Source organism: Bradyrhizobium sp. LHD-71, assembly GCF_031157255.1.
GTDB lineage: Bacteria > Pseudomonadota > Alphaproteobacteria > Rhizobiales > Xanthobacteraceae > P52-10.
Map to the genome: position 1 here is coordinate 221,692 of NZ_JAVIFX010000009.1, position 19,280 is coordinate 240,971.

Consider the following 19,280-nt stretch of genomic DNA (forward strand, 5'->3'; position numbering starts at 1 on the left):
GTCGAGCAGCTACTAGAGCATGATGAAACTAGGTTTGTAACGTCGCCACACACATTCGGCGTTGTCCCCGCGAAGGCGCCTTTTTTTGGTGCAGCGGCGTTGGCGCAAATCGATTGAGACGCAAGATCGCTGCGAGCGAAATGATCGCCAGAGCGCGCCGCTGTGCCTACAAATATCCGTTAAGCGACGAACGAGAGCGTAGCGCTGGCTCCCGCAGTGAACTCGGGTCGGCATTGACGGCTGCAACTCGCGACTGACTGCACGCGGCGAGGGTCGGGCGAGCAGCCCGCCCCTCGCGTGAGCACCAGCTTAGCCCAGCCGGCCCGACGCGTGGGCGAGCAGGGTGTAGACAAGGCCGGTCTCGGATTCGAGATAGCTAGCGAGCGCCGTGGAGCCGCGCGGATCGCGCGCGACGTCGTCGAGCAGCCGCTCGAATTCCGTGATGTAGCGGTCGACGGTCTGCTTGAAGTTGCGGTCACTGCGGTACTTGCGGCTGATCTCGTCGAAAGTCTTCTGGCCCGCCGGCGTGTAGAGTCGCTTGGAGAAGGCCTTCCGCTCGCCCCGTTGATAGCGCTGCCACATGTCGGCCGCGATCTCGCGGTCGAGCAGACGACTGATGTCGAGCGACAGTGATTCGAGCGAATTGTCCGCCGCCTGCCTGCTTGGTGGCGGCGGACGCCGCTGATCGTCGTCATTGTCCACGCGGTTCAGCAGATCCGACAACCAGCCGTCGCGGCCAGCCTCCGTTCCGCCCGGGCTCACCGGCGGCGCTTCGGTGCGGCGCGTGACCGGCCCACCGAGGTCCGGCGGCGGAAGAGCGGAGGCGCTGCTGCCGTTGTCGCGGCCGCGCGGTGCCGCGCCGACCGCTGCCAGCACCGGCTCTTCCTCGCGATGGGTTGCGCGCGGGGTCGAGGCCACGTCGAGGCCGCGGCCGTGCCGGGCGACGATGCGGTTGAGCTCCGCCAGCGCCTCGATCTGGTCGACGATGACCTTGCGCATCTGCGCGGTGCTCTCGGCTGCTTCCTGAGGCATCTCCAGTACACCGCGGCGGAGCTCGACGCGGGTTGCTTCGAGCTCGAGCTGCATCTGCTCACGCGCGGTGCCGAGCTCGTTTTGCATCTCGGAGGCCATCTGGCGCATGTTCTGCACGATCGAAGCAAAGCGCTCGCCGGCCTGGCTGAACATGGCGTCAGCCTCCTGCATGCCCTGCTGATAGACCTGCTGCATGGCGTCGGACGTGATCCGGCGCTCTTCCTCGGCGATGTTGCGGACGTTTTCGAACTGCTGACTGATCGCGTTCGAACCGGTGCTGGCGGTTTCGGCCACCACGCGCGCGATTTCGCGTGCGCGGGTTTCGGCCGCCTGCATCGATTCCTCCAGCAGGGTATTGAAGCGCGTCAGCCGCTGGTCGAGATCGTCGGTGCGCTGTTCGATCATCGTTGCCAGGCCCTCCAGCATCGACTTGCGCGCCTCGACCGTCTCGCTGGTGCGGCCATTGCTCGCTTCGATGGCCATTGCCGCTTCGGCAAGGGTTCTTCCATGCAGTTCGAATTGTCCGGACAGCGCCTGCAGCCCTTCGAGGGCGTCGGACGTCTTGTTGTTGAACATTCGGATCTGCTCGTCCAACGACTTGGTCGTGGTGCCGGTGCGGGACGAGACGTCGTTCATGGTGGAGACGAATTCCGCCACCCGCGACACCAGCGCCTGCTCGAGCGAGTTCAAGTTCGCATGTGCTCCCGTCAGCACTTCCTGAAGCAGGATGTTGCCTTCGCGCAGCCGCTCGAACAGGGCGACCGTATCGGTGCGGAGCATCTTGCTCGTTTCCTGCATCTCGGTCACCGCGGCGACCGACACCTGCCGCGATTGATCGATGGCGTTGCGGGTCGTCAGCTCGATGTCCTTCAGCGACTTGTTGATCGCACCGGTCGCAACTTCGGTCGCGGTGTTGATCATTCGGGCGATGTCGGCCGAGTTCGTGGTCATCGACTGCGCGAAGATGAAGCCCTTGCCTTCGATCGCCTTAAGCGCGTCGTCGGTGGTGCGGCCAATATCCGCAGTGAGCTGGCTGCCCTTGCTGCTGATCGCCTCGACCAGAGGACCACGCTTGTCGTCGAGCATATGCGACAGTGTCTCGGTGTGGCCCTGCATGACGCCGACGATCTCTTCGGCCTTGCCGGAAAGCGTCATACCGAGCACCTGCGCCGAGGCGGACACGCTGCGCTCGGCTTCCGCCGTCACCGCCTTGATCTGGGCGCTGACTTCGTTCGAGGTTGTAACCAGGGTGCCCCGTGAGGAGTTGGCGCCGGCCTGCAGCGTCTCCACCGCCGTCACGGCCACGAGCGCAAGCGCGCTTTCGAGCTCTGACGCGGCCGAGCGCAATTGGTCGCCCGCGGTCGCCGCATTGGCGACCATGGCGGCGTTGGCGTCGACGATGCTGTTGCGCAACCGATCGGAGGTGCTGGTTGCCAGCAGTGAGAGCGACTGCTCGATCTCGCCCGATGCCGAGCGAAGCTGCGTGGCGAGGCCGTCCGACGAGGACGTAAAGGCGATCGTCGCATCCGTCGTGCTCGCGCGGATGGTATCGGTGGTGGTGACAGCGACCGTTGCGATCGCGCGCTCGGCATCGGCGGCGGCGGTCTTCAGCCGCTCGGCGATGTCGTCTGTGGAGGAGAGGAGGGTGACCTTCGCATCCGTCGTGCTCGCGCGGATGGTATCGGTGGTGGTGACAGCGACCGTCGTGATCGCGCGTTCGGCATCGGCGGCGGCGGTCTTCAGCCGCTCGGCGATGTCGTCCGTGGAGGAGAGGAGGCTGACTTTAGCATCCGTCGCGCTCGCGCGGATCGAGTCGGTGGTGGTGACGGCGACCGTCGCGATCATGCGTTCGGCCTCGGCGCTCGCCGCCTTGAGCCGCTCGGCGACGTCGTCGGAGGAGGTGACAAGGGCGACCTTGGCATCCGTCGCGCTGATGCGGATCTGGTCGCTGGTCGTGACGGCGGCGGTCGTGATCGCCCGTTCCGCGTCCGCAGCCGTGGTCTTCAGCTGGGTCGCGATGCCGTCCGACGTCTTGAACAGCAAGGTCTGAACCTCGCCGGCACTCGTCTTGAGCTGGTCGTTCGTCGTTTGTGCAACGGCCGCAACCGCGTGCTGGATGTCGTAAGAAGCTGATTTCAGCTGTGCGACGACATTATCCGACGTGCTGACGAGCGCCGTTTGTGTGTCGTGGGCGCTGACCTTGATCGCCTCGCTGGTGTTGGCCGAAAGGGCCGTCAGCACGCGCTCGACCTCCGTTGAGTTGGTCTTCAGCTGGTTGGTCACGTTGTCGGATGCTGTGATCAGCGCCACTTGCGCGTCGCGCGCATGGGTTTCGATCTTCTCGGCGGTGGAAGAGGCAAGTCCGATCAGCACGCGTTCGACCTCGCCTGTGGTCGAACGGATGCTTTGCGTGGCTCCGTCCGAAGCGTTGACGATCGTGAGCTGGGCGTCGCGTGCGTTCGTCTGCAGCGATTCTCCGGTGGTCGCGGCAAGCGAAGTCAGTGCACGCTCGATATCGGCGGCGGTGGTCATCAACTGAGTGCCGACGTCGGCCGAGACCGAGCCGAGGGTTGCCTGGGTCGCACGTGCCGTCGCCTGAATCTGCTCGCTGGTATTCGTCATCAGCGCGCTGAGCGACCGCTCCGCATCGTCGGTGCGAGCCCTGATCGCGTGCGACAGCTCGTCGGCGCGCGAGACCAGCACGTCGCTCGCGTGCCGTCCCGAGGACTCGATACGGTTGGTCATGATCTCGACGCGGGTGCCGAGCAGTTCCTCGAGCTGGTCGACACGGATTTCGATGTCCTTGGCGACCGAGCCGGCGCGGCTTTCGATGCCCTCGTGGATATTCTGGAAGCGTGCAGCGACGGTCTCGGCGAGATAGTGGCTGCGGCCGTCGATATTGTCGGTAACCTGGGCGAGGCGGTTGTCTATCGTCTCGGTGACGCCGGCGATACGGGTGTCCAGCGCTGCGATGACTTCGGCGCTGCCCTGGTTCATTGACGCGGTAAAGCTGGAGAGACGCGTGGCAATCGCGTCGTTGATCGACTGCGTGCGGGAGTCGAACGCATTCTGGAACAGACTCAGATGTGAGCTGACGGTATCGTCCATCGACCTGATACGAGTGTCGAGCGTGGCGTCGAGCGTCGCCACCCGGTTGTCGAGCGAGGCGTCGATCCTGGCTATCCGATCATCGACCTGCTCCCCGAAGAGGGACAGATGCCTGTCGAAAGACGCATTCAACTCAGCCGTGTTCGACGTCACGCGCGTATCGAACGTATCGACATAGTTCTTCAGGCTGTCGGTAATGTCCTGCGTGCGTTGTCCGAGCCGGTCGACGATTTCTCCGCCAAACGTCTTCACGGTGCGATCGAACTCGGCGATGTGACGGGTGATCAGTGCGCCGAGTGTGCCGCTGTCGCGGGAAAACTTCTCGGCGAGCTCCGCGCCATGGTTCTTCATCAGGTCGTCGAATGCGCCGATCCGGTTCGCCAGGCTGTCGTTGACGTGATCGGCCTCGTTGACGACTTTCGCGACCAGCGAGTTGATGCTCACGTCGAGCGCTTCGCTTGCCTTGTCGCCGCACGCCAGCATCTGCTCGGCGAGCCTGTTGCCGGCATCGTCGATGCGGCCGGCGAGGTCGGTCGAGCGCAGATCGAGCTCGAGGAGCAGCGATTCGCCTGTGGTCTTCAGCGCGTCGTGCACTTGCTCGGTGCGCTCGGTGATGCCGTCGACGATCGCGTCGGCTTTCTTCTGGAACTCTGCGGTGATGCGGTCGAGCCGCTCGTCCATCATGTCGTGGATACGATCGGACAGGTCGACGAAGTCGTCGTGCACGTGACCGGTCTTGAAGTTCAGGCTTGCCGTCAGCCGTTCGCTCGCCTCCAGCACGGCGCGCGTGGTCTCGGCGCTCGCTTCCTCCAGGCGGTCGAGCAGGTCGCCGCCGCGCTCGCCGAGCGCGAGGATCATGCTATCGCCAGCGTTGCCGAGTGCACGGGTGATGTGCTCGCCGCGATCTTGCAGGCCGGTGGTGATGCTCTTGGCTACCTCGTCGACGCGTGAGGCGATCTGGTCGCTGATCACTGCCACGTCCTGGCGGAGATCGATCTGCACGCCCGAAATCGCATTGCGAACCTGCTCGGCCTGGCCGACGAGATTGTCGCGCTGGTGGGCGATGTCCTGCAACAGCGCGCGGATGCGCACTTCATTGTCGCTGTAGGCGCGCTCGAGCGCTGCGACTTCGTTGGAGACGAGCGCTTCAAGTTCGCCGGCGCGCGCAATCGCGCGCTCGACCCCGTCGCCCATCGCGGCGACTTCGCGGCGGATGGCTTGGCCGACCGTAACCATCGATTCGCGTGCGGAGCCTTCCGGTTCGGAATAGCGAATAGCCATTTGCGCCATCGACTGCGCAATCATGCTCAGTTCCTGGCTGCGCCAGGCCAGGCTGGCGAGGAAGTAGAACAACAGGATCGGCGCGAACAACAGTGCCGCAAGACCGGCGATCATCAGCACGCCGCCGCCTTGTCCGATCAGCGATTGCAGCGAGGGCAGGAATGCGAGAATCAACGCGCCGATGCCGGCAAGCCAGAGGCCGGCGAAGATCGTCGCGACCGTATAGGCATTGCGTCGCGGGCGTCCCTTCTGAATCGCCTGCAGCAGTTGGCCAATGGTCTCGCGATCATCATTGGCAGGGCGGCGCGACGTCTGTGCCGCGTCGAAGTTGGTCAGGTCGAGGTCATCGGTTGCGCTATGCTCGAACGGCGGCACGAGACGCTCGCCGGCGAGGGGGCCGACAGGTTCAGTGCGGGGCAGGGCGGCACGCTCGTCGCGGTCATGTTCCTTATTGTCGCGGTTAAGACCAAGACGGGATTCCGGTGCGTCAGCGATGTTCAGTGCTTCCTGGATAGCCGACAGCGCGACTTCGGTGGGATCTTTGACCTTTTTGGGATTGTTCGCCATGTCCCTACGCCCTCATTTACTATGGGGAAGGCAATTGCGACGCCGCGGCGGCGATATTGCGCGCAAGTTGCACGTCCGTGACGGCCAGCCGGCCGCCGGGCCGCTCCCCCGGTTGCGCGACTTGTCCCCTTTTTCCGCAAACATCCTATTGGCTAGTCAGTGCGAATGAAACCGTCACTATTAAGAACATTTTAATCATCGTTAATTCAACACGGGACAACTCGGTCATTATTGTTCACGATTGGCACAACCTGTGGAGAAACGCGGCACAGCCCCTGTCCAATTGTGGCTCGTTTGTGGCGCAAGCCCTCAGCTGCGCCAACGTTCCGTTAACCAAAGCCGTGCTTGCTTGGCGGCATGAGTTCACTCCGAAAACCCGCAAACTGGGTGGTTTCCCCACCGCTGGCTCCGGACGCGCCGGCGATCGATTTCGATCATCTGGCGCGCATGACGCTTGGAGAGCGCGAACTGGAACGTGAGGTCCTGACGCTGTTCGCGCAGCAGGCGGCCGATCTCCTGGCCAGGCTCGAGAAACTCCCGCGCGAGGGGGCCTCGCTTGCCCACACAATGAAGGGATCCGCGCGCGGTATCGGTGCGTTCGCGGTGGCGAAGGCTGCGGACGATCTGGAGCATGGGCTCCGGCATGGGCTACCGGTGGCGACCGAAGTTGCAGAGCTTCAGCGCTCGGTCGGTTGCGCGCTGGCGAGCATCGCCGATCGGCTAGAGGCACTGTGATGATCATACTGCCGCGCGCCGCCGTACCGTCTTCCTTGCATGCATGCGGCTAGCGCCCCCAGCTTGGAACGGTTATAGACGACCTCTCTCTGTCCCTCCCGCGGCGCGAAATCATGGTCAAAATCAACTTCGTCAATCACAAGGGTGAAACCCAAACCGTTGAGGCGGAGGCGGGCTCGACGGTCATGGAGGCTGCGATCCGCAATGCGGTTCCAGGCATCCTTGCCGAGTGCGGGGGCGCATGTGCCTGCGCGACGTGCCACGTCTATGTCGACGACGGCTGGAAGGAAAAGACCGGCGGTCCGTCGCCAATGGAAGAGGACATGCTCGATTTTGCCTTCGACGTGCGGCCGACTTCGCGTCTGTCGTGCCAGATCAAGGTCAGCGAGGAACTCGAGGGGCTCACCGTCACTGTGCCGGAACGGCAGGCGTAGCGTCTGCGCAGCCCCCGGATTCGCGTCCTTCAAGTCGCAGCAAACATCCAGCGCCGGTAGTTCGACCTGATCTCGTCGGTGATCGGTGCTGGGCGCCGTGTCTTGAGGTCGACCAGCACATTGATGGCCTTCGCCGTCGCCGTGCAGCGCCCCTCGAAGAATATCGCCTGCTCGAACACGGCAGAGGTCCGGCCAAGGCTCGCAAGCCCGATGCCGATCTCGACAGTTCCCGGCCAGTGCATCTCGTCCAGATAGTCGATGGTGATCTGGGCGAGCGTCCAGATCAGCCCGTCGGGCATCAAGTTGCGCGTCGGATCGCGAAAAAGCGTCACCCGAGCCGCTTCGAAGAACGTGGAAAAGACGGCGTTATTGACGTGATTGTTGGCGTCGAGGTCGCCGAAGCGGATGATCTCGGTGGTCCGGTGCGGAAAGTCCTCTATTCCCCGAAGTGCGCGCCGCACATGTCTGTCCGATTCAGGTGCATTCACGATATTGGTCTCCACCCCGTTGGCCTTACAGGCAAATTCGCCTCCGTGACAAGGCGTTCGGGCAAGCAAATATGAGCAACTTAGCCCTTTCCCCGCGCCGCTTGCTTGGTTACACCAACCCGCCGTCCGGGTGTTCCGGTCCGCACCATCTTTGAAGAGCGATCATGGCTGAGACGATCAAAACTGATGCGCTGATCATCGGCGCGGGTCCGTGCGGGCTGTTTGCGGTGTTCGAACTGGGCCTGCTCGACATCAAGGCCCACCTCGTCGACATCCTCGACAAGATCGGCGGGCAATGCGCGGAGCTTTATCCGGAGAAGCCGATCTACGACATTCCCGGCATCCCGATGGTGACAGGGCAGGGGCTGACCGATTCGCTGATGGAACAGGTCAAGCCGTTCGGGCCGACGTTCCATCTCAATGAAATGGTCGAGACGATCGAGAAAATCGGCGATCCGCTGTTTCGCGTCACCACCGATGCCGGCCAGGTGTTCGAAACCAAGGTCGTGATCATCTCCGCGGGCGGCGGCTCGTTCCAGCCGAAGCGGCCGCCGGTGCCGGGCATCGAGGCCTACGAAGGCAAGTCCGTGCATTACGCCGTACGGAAGATGGAGACCTTTCGCGACAAGGAGATCCTGATCGTCGGCGGCGGCGACAGCGCGCTCGACTGGACGCTGAACCTGCAGCCGATCGCAAAAGGCGTGACGCTGCTGCACCGCCGCGACGACTTCCGCGCCGCGCCTCACAGTGTCGAGCAGATGCGCGCGCTGGTGAAGGCCGGCAAGATGCAGCTCAAGCTCGGTCAGGTCACTTCGCTCGAAGGCGAAGGCGGACAACTCTCCGCCGCGGTCGTCAAGGGCAACGACAACGCGACGTTCAAGGTCAGTTGCGACACCATGCTGCCGTTCTTCGGCCTGACCATGAAGCTCGGTCCGGTTGGCAACTGGGGCGTGCAGCTGGAGAACAACCTTATTCCGGTCGAGACCTCAGCGTTCGAGACCAACGTGCCGGGCATCTTTGCGATCGGCGACATCAACACTTATCCGGGCAAGCTGAAGCTCATTCTGTCCGGTTTCCATGAAGGCGCGCTGATGTCGCAGAAGGCGCACCGCTACATCTATCCCGACAAGCGGCTGGTGTTTCAGTACACGACCTCATCGTCGAGCCTGCAGAAGAAACTCGGCGTGGGCTAAGTCGCCGCGCGACCGGCCTGTCTGCCGTCACAGATGGCGAGCACCGCGCCGACGCTGTAGACCCCCGCGGCAAGCAGCGGCACGGCAACCGTTCCGAACAGATCGGCAAACCGGCCGGCCACGAGCGGTCCCAGCAACTGGCCGACGCCGAGCGCGGCGGCGGCATAGCTGAAGGCGCGGGCATAATCCTCGGCCCTGCAGCGATCGCGCGCGTGCGCAGAGACTATGGTCGGTGTCGCGCCGGCGCCGAGGCCGACGAGCAGCGCGCCGATGAGTGCGGCAGCGCCCGCGTCGAGCGCGGTCACAAGCGCGCCGGCGGCCGCCAGGATGAACGAGACCGACAGCGCGTGATGTCGCAACGCGGCCGAACGCGAAAGCGGCACCGTCAGAGCCGCGCCCATCATTGTCGCGGCTCCGAACACGATCCAGGTCATCTGGATCACGATCATGGGCGCACTGGCCGCAGCGAGACGCGCACCGGCAAAGGTCGACCAGGCGATGTAGCCGAACGCGAACATGAAGTAGGCTGCGAGCAGAAACAGCCATTTTGCTGCGAGCAGCTGCCGCACATTGAAGGTCGAGTGCGCGGCGCCTTCCGGCTGCGCCGCGTCGCCTGGCGTTCCGCGCGGGGGAAAGAAGATTGCGATCGAGAGTGCCAGCACGACTGTGGCAGCGAACGCGATGCGCCATCCCCAACCGTCCGCCAGAAGCAGCGGTGCCGCCGCGCCGCTCAATATCGTGGCGATGCCCATCCCTGACCAGACCATCGCGCTGACCAGTGCGCGCCGCTCGGCGGCAACGGCGGCGAAGGCGATCACCATCACCGCCATGATGCCGCCTCCGGCGCCCAAGCCGGTGGTGAGCCGCCCCAGCCCGAACACCAGCGCGCCAACCAGCGGCTCCTGCGGTGCGATCGCGCAAAGCAGGGCGCCGGCAGCCACTACAGCGTAAGAGAGCATCGAAAAGCGCGCCATCGTCGTTCGACGCGCGAGGGAGGGCGCCACCAGCGTGCCGATCAGGTATCCGAGCAGGTGCACGGCGTTCAGCGCGCCGGCTGTGAAGTAATCGAGTGAAAGATCGCGGCGCAGCGAGGGCAGCATGACGCCATAGGCAAAGCGCGCCGCGCCGATGTTCAGTGCGATTCCCAGCGCCGCCCAGACGATCAGCGCGATCGGAAGCGCGGGGACAGGCGGTTGAGCGAGGAGGGAGCCGGCGCCCGTTCGCGTGTCCATGGTTCATCACCCTCGATCATGAGACGACCGTCACAACGCCGAGGAGATTAAACGTGTCGGTAGCGGATGCGTCGTCTGGCGATATCGAAGCTATCGCATCGCTCCGCAGCTGGCGAGCATGAAGCGCCAAATGGCCGAGCCGTGACGTTGACGCAAAAAGAAAGGGCCGGATCGCTCCGGCCCTTTTGATGTCACTGCAGCTAATTTCAGAAGCGGTAGTTCACACCGAACTTTCCGGTGTGGATGCCCGGATCCGAGTGCCGGTTGACGAGCGCCGCACCGTTGATGAAGCCACCGACGCCAACACCAGCGCCGTCATAGTCTTCCTTGGTGTCGATGTAGAGGTACTCGCCCTTGATGCTCCAGTTGTTGGTGACCGCCCATTCGATACCGCCACCCGCTGCCCAGGTCACCTGGGTGTCGTCGCGGCTGAGGATTGCCGTCTGAGGCGGAACCGAAGCGGCGTAGGTGTAGCTCTTCTCAACGAAAGCGACACCGCCCTTACCGTAGATCAACACGCGATCCCAGGTGAAGCCGAGCCGGCCGGCGATCACGCCGTAGAGCTCGCCCATCTTGGTCGAATCAAAGCCGGCGAGCGCGGGCGGCGGTGCTGCGTTGATGTCGCGAACCGAGCCGTTCAGATCCATGTAGCCGACTTCGCCTTCGATACCGATCACCCACTGCGAACCGGGCATCTGCCAGTTGTAACCGACCGTGCCGCCGCCGATGAAGGAGGAGTCCAGGTCGTAGGCGTTGTTGCTCACGATGCCGCCAGGCTGAGTGAACAGGAACACGCAAGCTGCGCCGGCGCAGGCCTGCGGTTCAGTCGACACCGCATCCTTGTCCGCAAAGGCGCCACCGACGAAGCCGCCGATGTAGAAGCCGGTCCAGGTGAAGATCGGAGCTGGCATCGGCGGAGGTGCCTTCACCGGCATCCGCATGTCCGCGGCGAGCGCAGCGGATGAAAGGCCAACAACGGCGAGAGAGGCGAGGGCGATCCTCTTGATCATTTTTTGAGCTCCAGTGCAAAATCCTAATGTCACGAAACAGGATTCCTTGAGCCCTTACAACCGGGAATAGACAGTTCCGCCAAGTTCGCGATCGACTGTGTTGCTCTCGCAACAGTTCCTGGTGTGGCAGAATTGTCGCGGTCTGACGCCCGCAAACGTCGGGGTAAAGAGCTTACTCGAGCCCGTTTCTCACACGCAGTTGGTCTCGAATCACCGCACCGGCTGCAGCACCAGTTCTTCAGTGGTCGCGCGCGAGGCTGCGGCGAGGCCGAGCAGGTTGATCGCCGCCGGCAGTGCCGCGTCCGCCATCGCCGCATGACCTTCGGCGGTCGGATGGACCGCGCCGCCATAGACCGCCGACAGCACGCCCCATGAGGCGTCATGGATATCGGAAGGCTGCATCGAGGACGGCAGCCCTTGCGGATAAGTCATTGCCGCGAAGTAACTGTCGTTTGCGGTGCGGATCCAGCGGGCGCGGGGCGAGTAGGCGCGAAACTCCGACGCGCTCTGGCCGCACACCAGCGGGTTCGTGGCGCCCGCCACCGGATCATTATGAAAGCTTTCACCGCCGGACGAGAAGCATTGCCGGTCGAATTCGGGGTCACTCGGCGAGCGCGCGCACAGGCCGTGGTCGGCAAAAGCGGCCTGGTGCCGGTCGACCAGAGTCATCCGGTCGCGTGCCGGATCGCGGCACATGGTGCCGCCTTCGCATCGCGCCAGGTTGGCGAGTTGCGGCAGAAACTGGTCCTGCACATAGCGGACGACGCTGGCGAGGCGCTGCGGATCGGCCTTGAACGCCGGATGAATATCGAATCCGTCGCGTCCGCCCGCGCAGGGGCCATCGTTGACGAGCGCCGGATTGGCGTAGGAGACGAAAACCACGCGCGACATGTCGCCGTTGACCAGCGGCTTCAACGCCTCCCGCAGCCTCGAGAAATCCTGCGGCAGATCGCGTGTCAGCGCATTGCGCGAGTCTTCCAGTGAACCCAGCACGCCGCCGCGCCGGAACAGCGCACGCTCGGTGCCGTTCTCAACGATGACGTCGGCGACGAGGCCGGAAAAGTCGATATCGTTTGCGCCGACCGAGAGGAAGATCAGGTCGATCTGCCGCTCGGGTTGTCGCCGCTTTGCCTCCGTGATCGCCTCGCGCAATTCGGCGACCTGGGCATTGACCTTGCCCTGACAGGTGACGCCGCTGCGCGTCACGAGACATTCGCGTGCGCGCTGCGATCCAAGCAGGCCGTTGTCGATCGTGGCGCCGGTGCAGGCCAGCGGCAGAAACGTCACGGCGATGTGCGGATGCTTGACGGCGAGCGCGAGCGCCGCGCGTGTCTGATAGCTGTAGAGCGAGCGGTGGCACGCCGCATTCGACCATTGCGCATTGAAGCGCTGCCATGACGCGAGGCCGCTGTTGGTGCCGCAGCTCTTGTCGCCCTCGAAGCGGGCGCGGCCGGGCCGGTAGTATTCGCCGCCGCCGATATAGGAGCGGAAACAGAAGCCACCGCTCGACAGCTCCACCGGTCGGTCGGGATTGCCTTCGCCCGATGCGATGGAGTCGCCGAGGCCGGCGATCAGGATGTCACGGACGCGAATTTCCTCGGTGAGCCGTTCCGGAACCTCGGGGCCCGCGTTGACGTCGACCGTCGCCATCGTCGACTGGCCGTAACGCACGCGGATATTGATCGGCTCGCTGCAGTCGAAGGACTGCTCCTGCGATCCGTTGCTGTCCTCAAATCGCCATGTGCAGATGGAGCCGCTCGGAACCTCGCCGGTGAGACGAACGGTGACGCTGTGGTCGGCCGGGGTCAGATAATCCTCGGCGACATCGTCGCGCGTGCATGGCTTGCTGACGCGTCCTGCTTGATCGATGCACAGGCGCGAAAGCGTGTTGCGCGCCCAACCGCGTCCGTCGCTTTGAATTGCGAGCGCCTGCTCGGCCTGCAGAATGCTGCGGTTCCTCGTCGCCTCGACATGGAGCAGGAAATCGCGCTCTTCCTTGAACAGGCGGAACCGGTTGCGCACTTCCCACGTGATCTGCATCGCGCTGCGTGAGCCGATTTGCGCAGCCGCGGTCTCTGCGGCTGCCAGCGTCGCGAGCAAGGTCAGGCAGAGAAGGCTGAATATCTTGGGGCGGACCCGCATCATCGAAGAAATTGTCTTGTTGGTTGGTGCACTCCGTTAAGCCCGCCCGATAAGGCGGAAATATGGGAGACGAAAGGTCCTGGAATCCGGGCGACCAGCGCCGCCTATTCGCCGGGCGCAGCAGCGCACTCCATGGCGTTTCTGCGCCGGTCGCGCCACGGCCGGATGACGTTGAACCAGAGTTCCCGCGCCGTGAGGATCGTGATCGAAATAATGAACGGGATGACGAAATACAGAAGGCGGAACACCACCAGCGCCGCAAGCAGATGTTCCTTGCTGAACTGCGGAAGTGCAACCAGCATCGCGGCGTCGAACACGCCGAGGCTGCCTGGCGCGTGGCTCGCGAAGCCGAGCAGGGTTGAGAGAATAAAGACCACGGCCAACGAGATGAAATCGATCTCGGGCTGCGACGGCATCAGCAGGTACATCGCCAGCGCGCAAAAGCCGAGATCGACAACGCCGATGGCGATCTGCAGCAGCGTCAGCCGCGCCGACGGCAGTACGACCTTCCAACCGTTCTGGCCGAGTTCGCGCCGGCCGGGCGCCGCCGCGAGCCACACGAGATAGGCGATGATGCCGGCGACGCATCCCACGCCGATCAGCCGATTGATTTCTGCCGGCAGCAAGTTCATCGGCGTCGCCGCGTCGGGATGCCAGATCATGCCGATGCCAAGCACGAACAGGTTGCCGAGCCAGAACGTCAGGCCCGAAACGAAACAGATCTTTGCGACGTCGATCGCGGTGAGGCCCCATTCCGAATAGATGCGGAAGCGGATCGCGCCGCCAGTGAACACCGTGGCGCCGACATTGTGACCGACCGTATAGCTCGTGAAACTCGACATCGCGGCGATGCGATAGGGAACATGATTCCGGCCTATCGTCCGCAACGCGAACAGGTCATAGAACGTCAGCGTGAAGAACGCGCAGGCGACGCACAGCGCGGCAAGTCCGATCTGCGCGGGCGAGATGTCGCGCAACGCCAAAAGGATGACGTTGACGTCGACGCCCTTCAACGTGCGGACGAGGGTCGTGATCGCGATCGCAATAATGAGCAGGCTGGCCGCGATGCCAAGGCGTTTCCAGCCGATCCAGTCGTGAAAACCACGCTGAAGCGCGGTCAGAAACCGATACATTCGCCCTCCCGGCAGGACGCAAACAGTCTGGCAGCCGATTGAGGCAAAGGTTGGTAGGCGGCCGATGTCGCAAACATAGGCAGCAATACCGCCGGTTTGCAGGGGGCCATAGAGCACAATTCTCCCGTTTGCATCAATCCCGGCCGCGGCCAGCGAGCATCTACCACCTCAACGTCTGGTCATTTATGACGGGCCTGCCGCGAGCCGCGATGTTTCGCCGCAACCTTGGGTGTGTAGCGATTTGGGATTAGGCCCGGCGCGTGGCGAAATGCGCGCCGCAGAAGGCCATGCCAGCGCCAAGAACAAGCACGATGATTCCTGCGAGCACACGCGCCATTATCGGTCCTGTCGAGGGCTCCGAAGCTGCGACGCCCGCGCCGGTCAACACCAGCACCAGAACCGCCGCCAGGAACTGCCACATTGCCGTCGGCATTCGCCCCGACGCCGTGCCGTGCATCAAGGCTGCGACAATGTATCCGCCGGCGAAACCGACCGTGGCGATCAACCACCACGCCACCGCTGCGCTGAACGGAACGATGCTGACCTGATCGCCGCGCCACATGCCGGTGAAGTCCAGTGCCAGGCGCTGACTGAGCATGTGCACAGCGAGTGCGAGCAGCACGCCGCATCCCACCGCGCCGGCAAGGACGATGTTGCGCGGATAAATTTCCTGTTCGGCCATCAGCGTTCCAGCACTCGGTGTCGTGGTGAGGCGTCCGAGACTCTCTTTCTAGGATGGACGCTGATAAGAAGACAAGCGGCGCTCGTGCCGGAGCGTGCTGAGGGCGCTTTGACCGCAATGACCGACGACGACCAGCGTGAACCTGTGCGCTATGCCTATAAGCCTTCGGTTGCGGGCGCACCTCAGACCTTCGAACTGACCGGGCAGGGACTGTCCTACAAATCCGGATACCGTTCGGGTGACTGGCGCTATGCCGACGTCGCCCGCATTCGCTTGAGCTATCGGCCGGTGTCGATGCTTGCGCACCGCTTTCGCGCCGACCTCCAGCACAAGGACGGAGGCAAGCTCACGATCATCTCTGCCACCTGGGCGGGCATCGTTGCGCTGACGCCGCAGAACGACAGCTACCGCGCCTTCATCGAAGAGCTGCATCGGCGTGTCGCAGCCGAACGAAGCGGCGTCGTTTGTCTCGCGGGGACGAACAAGGTCGTCTTCGCCTTGTCCTGCGCCGTCTTCGCAGCGGTAATGATCGCGCTCGCGGTGATGTTCGTGCGGGCGCTGATGACGGGAGAGCACATGGCGGCGCTCTTCATGCTCGGTTTCGCCGCCTGGTTCGGCTGGTACACCGGCCGCATGCTGATGCGCAACAAGCCGCGCTCGTACGATCCGGCGCACGTGCCGCGGGAATTGCTGCCGTAGCGTGTCTTGCCTACTGCGGCACTACTGCCGCACCACCAGCACCGAGCACTTCGCGTAGCGGACGACGTGCCCGGCATTGGATCCGAGGAAGTAGGTGCGCATCGCCGGACGATGCGACGTCATCACGATCAGGTCGGCCTTGAATGCGGCCGCTTCTTCGAGGATCTCGTGATAGATGCCGCCCTGGCGGATCACGGTGCTGAGGCGTTCCGATTCGATTTCCGATTCCTTGGCGACGATTGCGAGCGCCTCTTCGGCGGATTGCCGTTGCTGTGTGTCGAAGTCGGCCGGTACATATTCGGCCAGCATGACCGGCGTCATCGGCAGAACGTTCAAGAGCTTCACCTTTCCGCCCGATGCATCAACGAGCGCGGCGGCCTTGGCAATCGCGGGCTTGGCGTAGCCGGCATCTGCGAGATCGATCGGGACGAGTATGTTCCTGAACACGTGCGCCTCCGTTGCTGACCGCCCGGCGCGCATCCCGCAAAGTGGTGACCGGTTTTGCGACCCGGATACGCGTCAAGCGATAATGAGAGCACCGCGGCCAACCGACGTCCCACCTGCCGGCGTGCTCTGTCCCCGCACGCATGCTCTCACAGGTCCGGTCGTCTGGCCAAGCGCGTTCAGCTGCCTTCGCTCTGAAAACGCAACAGCTTCGGCGTGACGAACCGCTCCAGCGTACCACAGCGTACCGAAACGTCGCTCCAGTCATCGATGGCGAACTTGAAAACCGCAAGCCCGCTGGTGGGCAGGTTCTCTTCCAGTTCTTCGCGGTCGGCGGCGCGGGCCTTGCCGATCAGGGCAAACGACAGTTCGTGCAGGCCCGGGTTATGCGCCACGACCATCATGCTTTTCAGTGTCCTGTCGTCGGCACGGCCCACGGCCATCCGGATGATCTGCAGGAGATCGGATGCACCGGCGCCGTAGAGGTCGGGGACGATTTCTGCAGCGGGGACCTTGTTCAACGCGGCGGCAAGGAGATCCCAGGTCTCGCGCGTCCGCGTCGCAGGGGAGACCAGCACGAGGTCGGGAACAAGCTTGTGCTCCGCCAGGTACCGGCCGATCACCGGCGCATCCGCTCGCCCGCGCGTGTCGAGCCGCCGGTCGCGGTCCAGGCCGCTCAGGCTCTCCCGTTCGGTCTTGGCGTGGCGCAGCAAAATCAGTCGGCGCATCTTCTGAACTTCCATGGAATCTGGGCAATATTGTACAGGTCCCGTCGCTGCAACGTGACAACCATACGCATGCCGCCTAAAGAATGGACTTTAGGTGGATTGATCGTGGATCTTTTCGACAAATGAGCGTGACCACAACCGCACTGGCGCCCTGGTCCACGTCATCGTCGGCGCCGGCAGAGGCGCGGCCGCAGCTCACGTTCGATCTGGACGTCGAGGTTTGCGTGGTCGGCGGCGGCATTGCGGGACTTTTGGTCGCACTCGAAGCCGCCCGGCACGGCGCATCGGTCGCGGTCCTCGAATCCCACCAAGTCGCCTGGAATGCGTCCGGCCATCATCTGGGCACGGTGAGGCCGGGCTTCGGCGGCGACATCGCCGATCTGATCGCGCGCGTCGGCCGCGACCACGCCGGCAGGCTGTGGCAGCTGACGCGAGGTGGTGCCGATCACATCCGCGCCATGGCCGCGGAGATGTCCGACGTCGCGCTGACCGACGGTGTGCTCGACGTCGCCAACACCGACATCGGCGATCGGCTGGCGGGTCGCCTGCAATTGCTGGAACGCTTTGGCGCCGATGTCGAGGGCTGGCCGGTCGAACGCGTGCGCGAGACGCTGAAGACACCCCGCTATTTCCAAGCCGTTCATTATCCGGGCGCCTTTCATCTGCACGCGCTCAACTTCACGCGAGAGCTCGTTTCGCTCGCCGAGCAGGCGGGGGTGCGCATTTTCGAACAGACGCCAGTGATCAGCATCGATGCGGCTGGTCTGCGCAAGCGCATCGTCACGCCGTTGGCGCGGATGCGCGCCTCATCGATCGTGCTGGCGGGCAACGTGCATCTCGGCAGCCTGTTTCAACGGTTGTCGCGCACGCTGCTGCCGGTCTGGCGTTACGCTGCGGTCACCGAGCCGCTCGGCGACAGCCTGGCCTCCGCGATCGATTACCGGGGCGCAGTCGTCGGAAGTGCCGGCGTAGATCATTACCGCATCGTCGATGGCGACAGGCTGTTGTGGGCCGGACCGGTCACGACCTGGAACGGCAATCCCCGCAGGTTCGCCTCGCGTGTCGAGCGGCATATTCGCAGCGTTTTTCCGCAACTCAGCGGGGTGAAGGTTGCCGACATCTGGAGCGGGGCTACCGGCGAAACCGTGCATGGCATGCCGCAGATCGGCCAGTTGCGTCACGGCTTCTGGGTCGCGAGCGGCTTCGGCGGGCAGGGGCTCGCGACCTCGGCGATGGCTGCGCAGTTGATTGCCGGCGCGATGTTTTCGAGCGACGACCGCTGGCGGCTGTTCTCGCCGTTCGAACTGGTCTGGGCCGGCGGGCCTGCGGGACGTGTCGCAGGACAGCTGGTCTATTCGTGGTGGCGGGGGCAGGCCGAGTTGGCCGGTGCTTTCGCACGCTATCGGGAGCGCGCAGGCAAACGCGAACGGCAGCGCGATGCCCGCCTTGCGGCCGCGAGCCGGGCGGTGAGGCCCACGGCTTTGAGGCCTACGGCTTCTGCGAGCCAGGACGTGCGCCCACCTCAGCCTGCCGCGGCGCAACGCGCAGACGGAAACCTCGCGGGATCGTGAGACCGGCCGTCTGGCCGCGCGTAACCTTTTGCCGTCGTTTGGCGTATCTCTAGAGCAACAACGCTGGTCCTTACGTTTGCCGGGAGCGCTGACATGATCGATCGCCGCCTTCTTTTCCTGTCTGCCGCGGGTCTCGGCGGGCTGTTCGCGTTCCGCTGGCTGCGCGGCGATACGGCGCAGGCAGCTCAAGGTGCGAAATCGAAGTTCGAGGTCGAGATGACCGAAGCGGAATGGCGGACCAAGCTCTCGCCCGCGCAGTTCAATGTACTCCGCAAGCACGGCACCGAGCGTCCGTTCACCAGTCCCCTCAACGAGGAAAAGCGCAAAGGCACGTTCGCCTGTGCCGGCTGCGACCTGCCGTTGTTCGCCTCCGAAACCAAGTTCGATAGTGGCACCGGCTGGCCGAGCTTCTATCAACCGCTTCCCAATGCGATCGGTACCACGGAAGACCGTTCGCTGATGATGCTGCGCACCGAAGTGCATTGTTCCCGCTGCGGCGGGCACCAGGGCCACGTGTTCGACGACGGCCCGAAGCCGACCGGCCTTCGCTATTGCATCAACGGCGTGGCGCTGAGCTTCAAGCCTGCAGCCGCATCGGCGTCGTGAGGTTTGCAATTCGTCATTGCGAGCGAAGCGAAGCAATCCAGCGCTGAGTCTGCCGTAACCGCAGACTGGATTGCTTCGTCGCTTCGCTCCTTGTATTGGCGCGCCCCGCTATAATCCGACTGTTCCGAGAGGAACGACCCGCTTCGGGCGGCCACCCGAAGCGGGTCGCCGATCGTCGGATCGAGCGCTCCTGAG

15 protein-coding genes are annotated in these 19,280 nt (G+C 63.9%); 6 read left to right on the plus strand and 9 right to left on the minus strand.

Annotation, left to right across the window (positions count from 1 at the left end; all coding sequences use genetic code 11):
• Positions 1-309: 309 nt before the first annotated feature.
• Complete coding sequence (locus RCO31_RS12425; protein ID WP_308968668.1) at positions 310-5,988, minus strand: hypothetical protein; 5,679 nt, start codon at positions 5,986-5,988, stop codon at positions 310-312.
• 357 nt (positions 5,989-6,345) lie between these two features.
• On the opposite strand from RCO31_RS12425, the gene RCO31_RS12430 reads away from it, so the two are divergent.
• Together RCO31_RS12430 and RCO31_RS12435 are read left to right on the plus strand one after the other, a co-directional pair.
• Positions 6,346-6,723: an Hpt domain-containing protein gene (locus tag RCO31_RS12430; RefSeq protein ID WP_308968670.1), complete on the plus strand. Its 378-nt coding sequence runs from the start codon at positions 6,346-6,348 to the stop codon at positions 6,721-6,723.
• 113 nt (positions 6,724-6,836) lie between these two features.
• A complete protein-coding gene (locus RCO31_RS12435) occupies positions 6,837-7,157 on the plus strand; it encodes a 2Fe-2S iron-sulfur cluster-binding protein (protein ID WP_308968671.1) in 321 nt (106 codons plus the stop codon).
• Between the two features lie 29 nt (positions 7,158-7,186).
• On the opposite strand, the gene RCO31_RS12440 is transcribed toward RCO31_RS12435, so the two are convergent.
• On the minus strand, positions 7,187-7,645 hold the full coding sequence (locus RCO31_RS12440; protein WP_308968673.1) for a thioesterase family protein: 459 nt from the start codon (positions 7,643-7,645) through the stop codon (positions 7,187-7,189).
• Between the two features lie 164 nt (positions 7,646-7,809).
• Between RCO31_RS12440 and RCO31_RS12445 the strand changes: the two genes are divergently transcribed.
• Positions 7,810-8,838 carry an NAD(P)/FAD-dependent oxidoreductase gene (locus RCO31_RS12445; RefSeq protein ID WP_308968674.1) on the plus strand — a complete coding sequence of 343 codons (1,029 nt, stop codon included), beginning with the start codon at positions 7,810-7,812 and terminating at the stop codon, positions 8,836-8,838.
• Here RCO31_RS12445 and RCO31_RS12450 read toward each other — a convergent pair.
• From RCO31_RS12450 to RCO31_RS12470, 5 genes are all read right to left on the minus strand, one after another.
• Positions 8,835-10,070, minus strand: coding sequence for a YbfB/YjiJ family MFS transporter (locus RCO31_RS12450; protein ID WP_308968675.1), 1,236 nt, complete (start codon positions 10,068-10,070; stop codon positions 8,835-8,837). The two genes, RCO31_RS12445 and RCO31_RS12450, sit on opposite strands and share 4 nt — an antisense overlap.
• 206 nt (positions 10,071-10,276) lie before the next feature.
• The gene (locus tag RCO31_RS12455) at positions 10,277-11,080 is read right to left on the minus strand and encodes an outer membrane beta-barrel protein (RefSeq protein ID WP_308968676.1); all 804 of its coding nucleotides are present in this window, start codon (positions 11,078-11,080) and stop codon (positions 10,277-10,279) included.
• A 210-nt stretch (positions 11,081-11,290) separates the two neighbouring features.
• Complete coding sequence (locus RCO31_RS12460; RefSeq protein ID WP_374991467.1) at positions 11,291-13,225, minus strand: hypothetical protein; 1,935 nt, start codon at positions 13,223-13,225, stop codon at positions 11,291-11,293.
• Between the two features lie 101 nt (positions 13,226-13,326).
• Positions 13,327-14,355: a YbhN family protein gene (locus RCO31_RS12465; RefSeq protein WP_308968678.1), complete on the minus strand. Its 1,029-nt coding sequence runs from the start codon at positions 14,353-14,355 to the stop codon at positions 13,327-13,329.
• Positions 14,356-14,602: 247 nt separating this feature from the next.
• On the minus strand, positions 14,603-15,037 hold the full coding sequence (locus tag RCO31_RS12470) for a hypothetical protein (protein ID WP_308968679.1): 435 nt from the start codon (positions 15,035-15,037) through the stop codon (positions 14,603-14,605).
• 117 nt (positions 15,038-15,154) lie between these two features.
• Between RCO31_RS12470 and RCO31_RS12475 the strand changes: the two genes are divergently transcribed.
• On the plus strand, positions 15,155-15,736 hold the full coding sequence (locus RCO31_RS12475) for a hypothetical protein (RefSeq protein ID WP_308968680.1): 582 nt from the start codon (positions 15,155-15,157) through the stop codon (positions 15,734-15,736).
• 21 nt (positions 15,737-15,757) lie between these two features.
• On the opposite strand, the gene RCO31_RS12480 is transcribed toward RCO31_RS12475, so the two are convergent.
• On the minus strand, positions 15,758-16,183 hold the full coding sequence (locus tag RCO31_RS12480; protein ID WP_308968681.1) for a universal stress protein: 426 nt from the start codon (positions 16,181-16,183) through the stop codon (positions 15,758-15,760).
• Positions 16,184-16,359: 176 nt separating this feature from the next.
• Positions 16,360-16,908, minus strand: coding sequence for a histidine phosphatase family protein (locus RCO31_RS12485; RefSeq protein ID WP_308968683.1), 549 nt, complete (start codon positions 16,906-16,908; stop codon positions 16,360-16,362).
• A 122-nt stretch (positions 16,909-17,030) separates the two neighbouring features.
• Between RCO31_RS12485 and RCO31_RS12490 the strand changes: the two genes are divergently transcribed.
• Both RCO31_RS12490 and msrB read left to right on the plus strand, forming a co-directional pair.
• Positions 17,031-18,479, plus strand: a complete 1,449-nt coding sequence (locus tag RCO31_RS12490) for an FAD-dependent oxidoreductase (RefSeq protein ID WP_308968684.1) — start codon at positions 17,031-17,033, stop codon at positions 18,477-18,479.
• A 93-nt stretch (positions 18,480-18,572) separates the two neighbouring features.
• On the plus strand, positions 18,573-19,085 hold the full coding sequence (msrB, locus tag RCO31_RS12495) for a peptide-methionine (R)-S-oxide reductase MsrB (RefSeq protein WP_308968686.1): 513 nt from the start codon (positions 18,573-18,575) through the stop codon (positions 19,083-19,085).
• Positions 19,086-19,280 lie beyond the last annotated feature (195 nt).

What these genes read in the sequence shown, in the direction of transcription:
- RCO31_RS12460 (WP_374991467.1), bottom strand. Translation starts at nt 13,225, where the DNA reads ATGATGCGGGTCCGCCCCAAGATATTCAGCCTTCTCTGCCTGACCTTG.
- RCO31_RS12455 (WP_308968676.1), bottom strand. Translation starts at nt 11,080, where the DNA reads ATGATCAAGAGGATCGCCCTCGCCTCTCTCGCCGTTGTTGGCCTTTCA.
- RCO31_RS12430 (WP_308968670.1), top strand. Translation starts at nt 6,346, where the DNA reads ATGAGTTCACTCCGAAAACCCGCAAACTGGGTGGTTTCCCCACCGCTG.
- RCO31_RS12450 (WP_308968675.1), bottom strand. Translation starts at nt 10,070, where the DNA reads ATGGACACGCGAACGGGCGCCGGCTCCCTCCTCGCTCAACCGCCTGTC.
- RCO31_RS12475 (WP_308968680.1), top strand. Translation starts at nt 15,155, where the DNA reads ATGACCGACGACGACCAGCGTGAACCTGTGCGCTATGCCTATAAGCCT.
- RCO31_RS12490 (WP_308968684.1), top strand. Translation starts at nt 17,031, where the DNA reads ATGAGCGTGACCACAACCGCACTGGCGCCCTGGTCCACGTCATCGTCG.
- RCO31_RS12470 (WP_308968679.1), bottom strand. Translation starts at nt 15,037, where the DNA reads ATGGCCGAACAGGAAATTTATCCGCGCAACATCGTCCTTGCCGGCGCG.
- RCO31_RS12435 (WP_308968671.1), top strand. Translation starts at nt 6,837, where the DNA reads ATGGTCAAAATCAACTTCGTCAATCACAAGGGTGAAACCCAAACCGTT.
- RCO31_RS12465 (WP_308968678.1), bottom strand. Translation starts at nt 14,355, where the DNA reads ATGTATCGGTTTCTGACCGCGCTTCAGCGTGGTTTTCACGACTGGATC.
- msrB (WP_308968686.1), top strand. Translation starts at nt 18,573, where the DNA reads ATGATCGATCGCCGCCTTCTTTTCCTGTCTGCCGCGGGTCTCGGCGGG.
- RCO31_RS12425 (WP_308968668.1), bottom strand. Translation starts at nt 5,988, where the DNA reads ATGGCGAACAATCCCAAAAAGGTCAAAGATCCCACCGAAGTCGCGCTG.
- RCO31_RS12445 (WP_308968674.1), top strand. Translation starts at nt 7,810, where the DNA reads ATGGCTGAGACGATCAAAACTGATGCGCTGATCATCGGCGCGGGTCCG.
- RCO31_RS12485 (WP_308968683.1), bottom strand. Translation starts at nt 16,908, where the DNA reads ATGCGCCGACTGATTTTGCTGCGCCACGCCAAGACCGAACGGGAGAGC.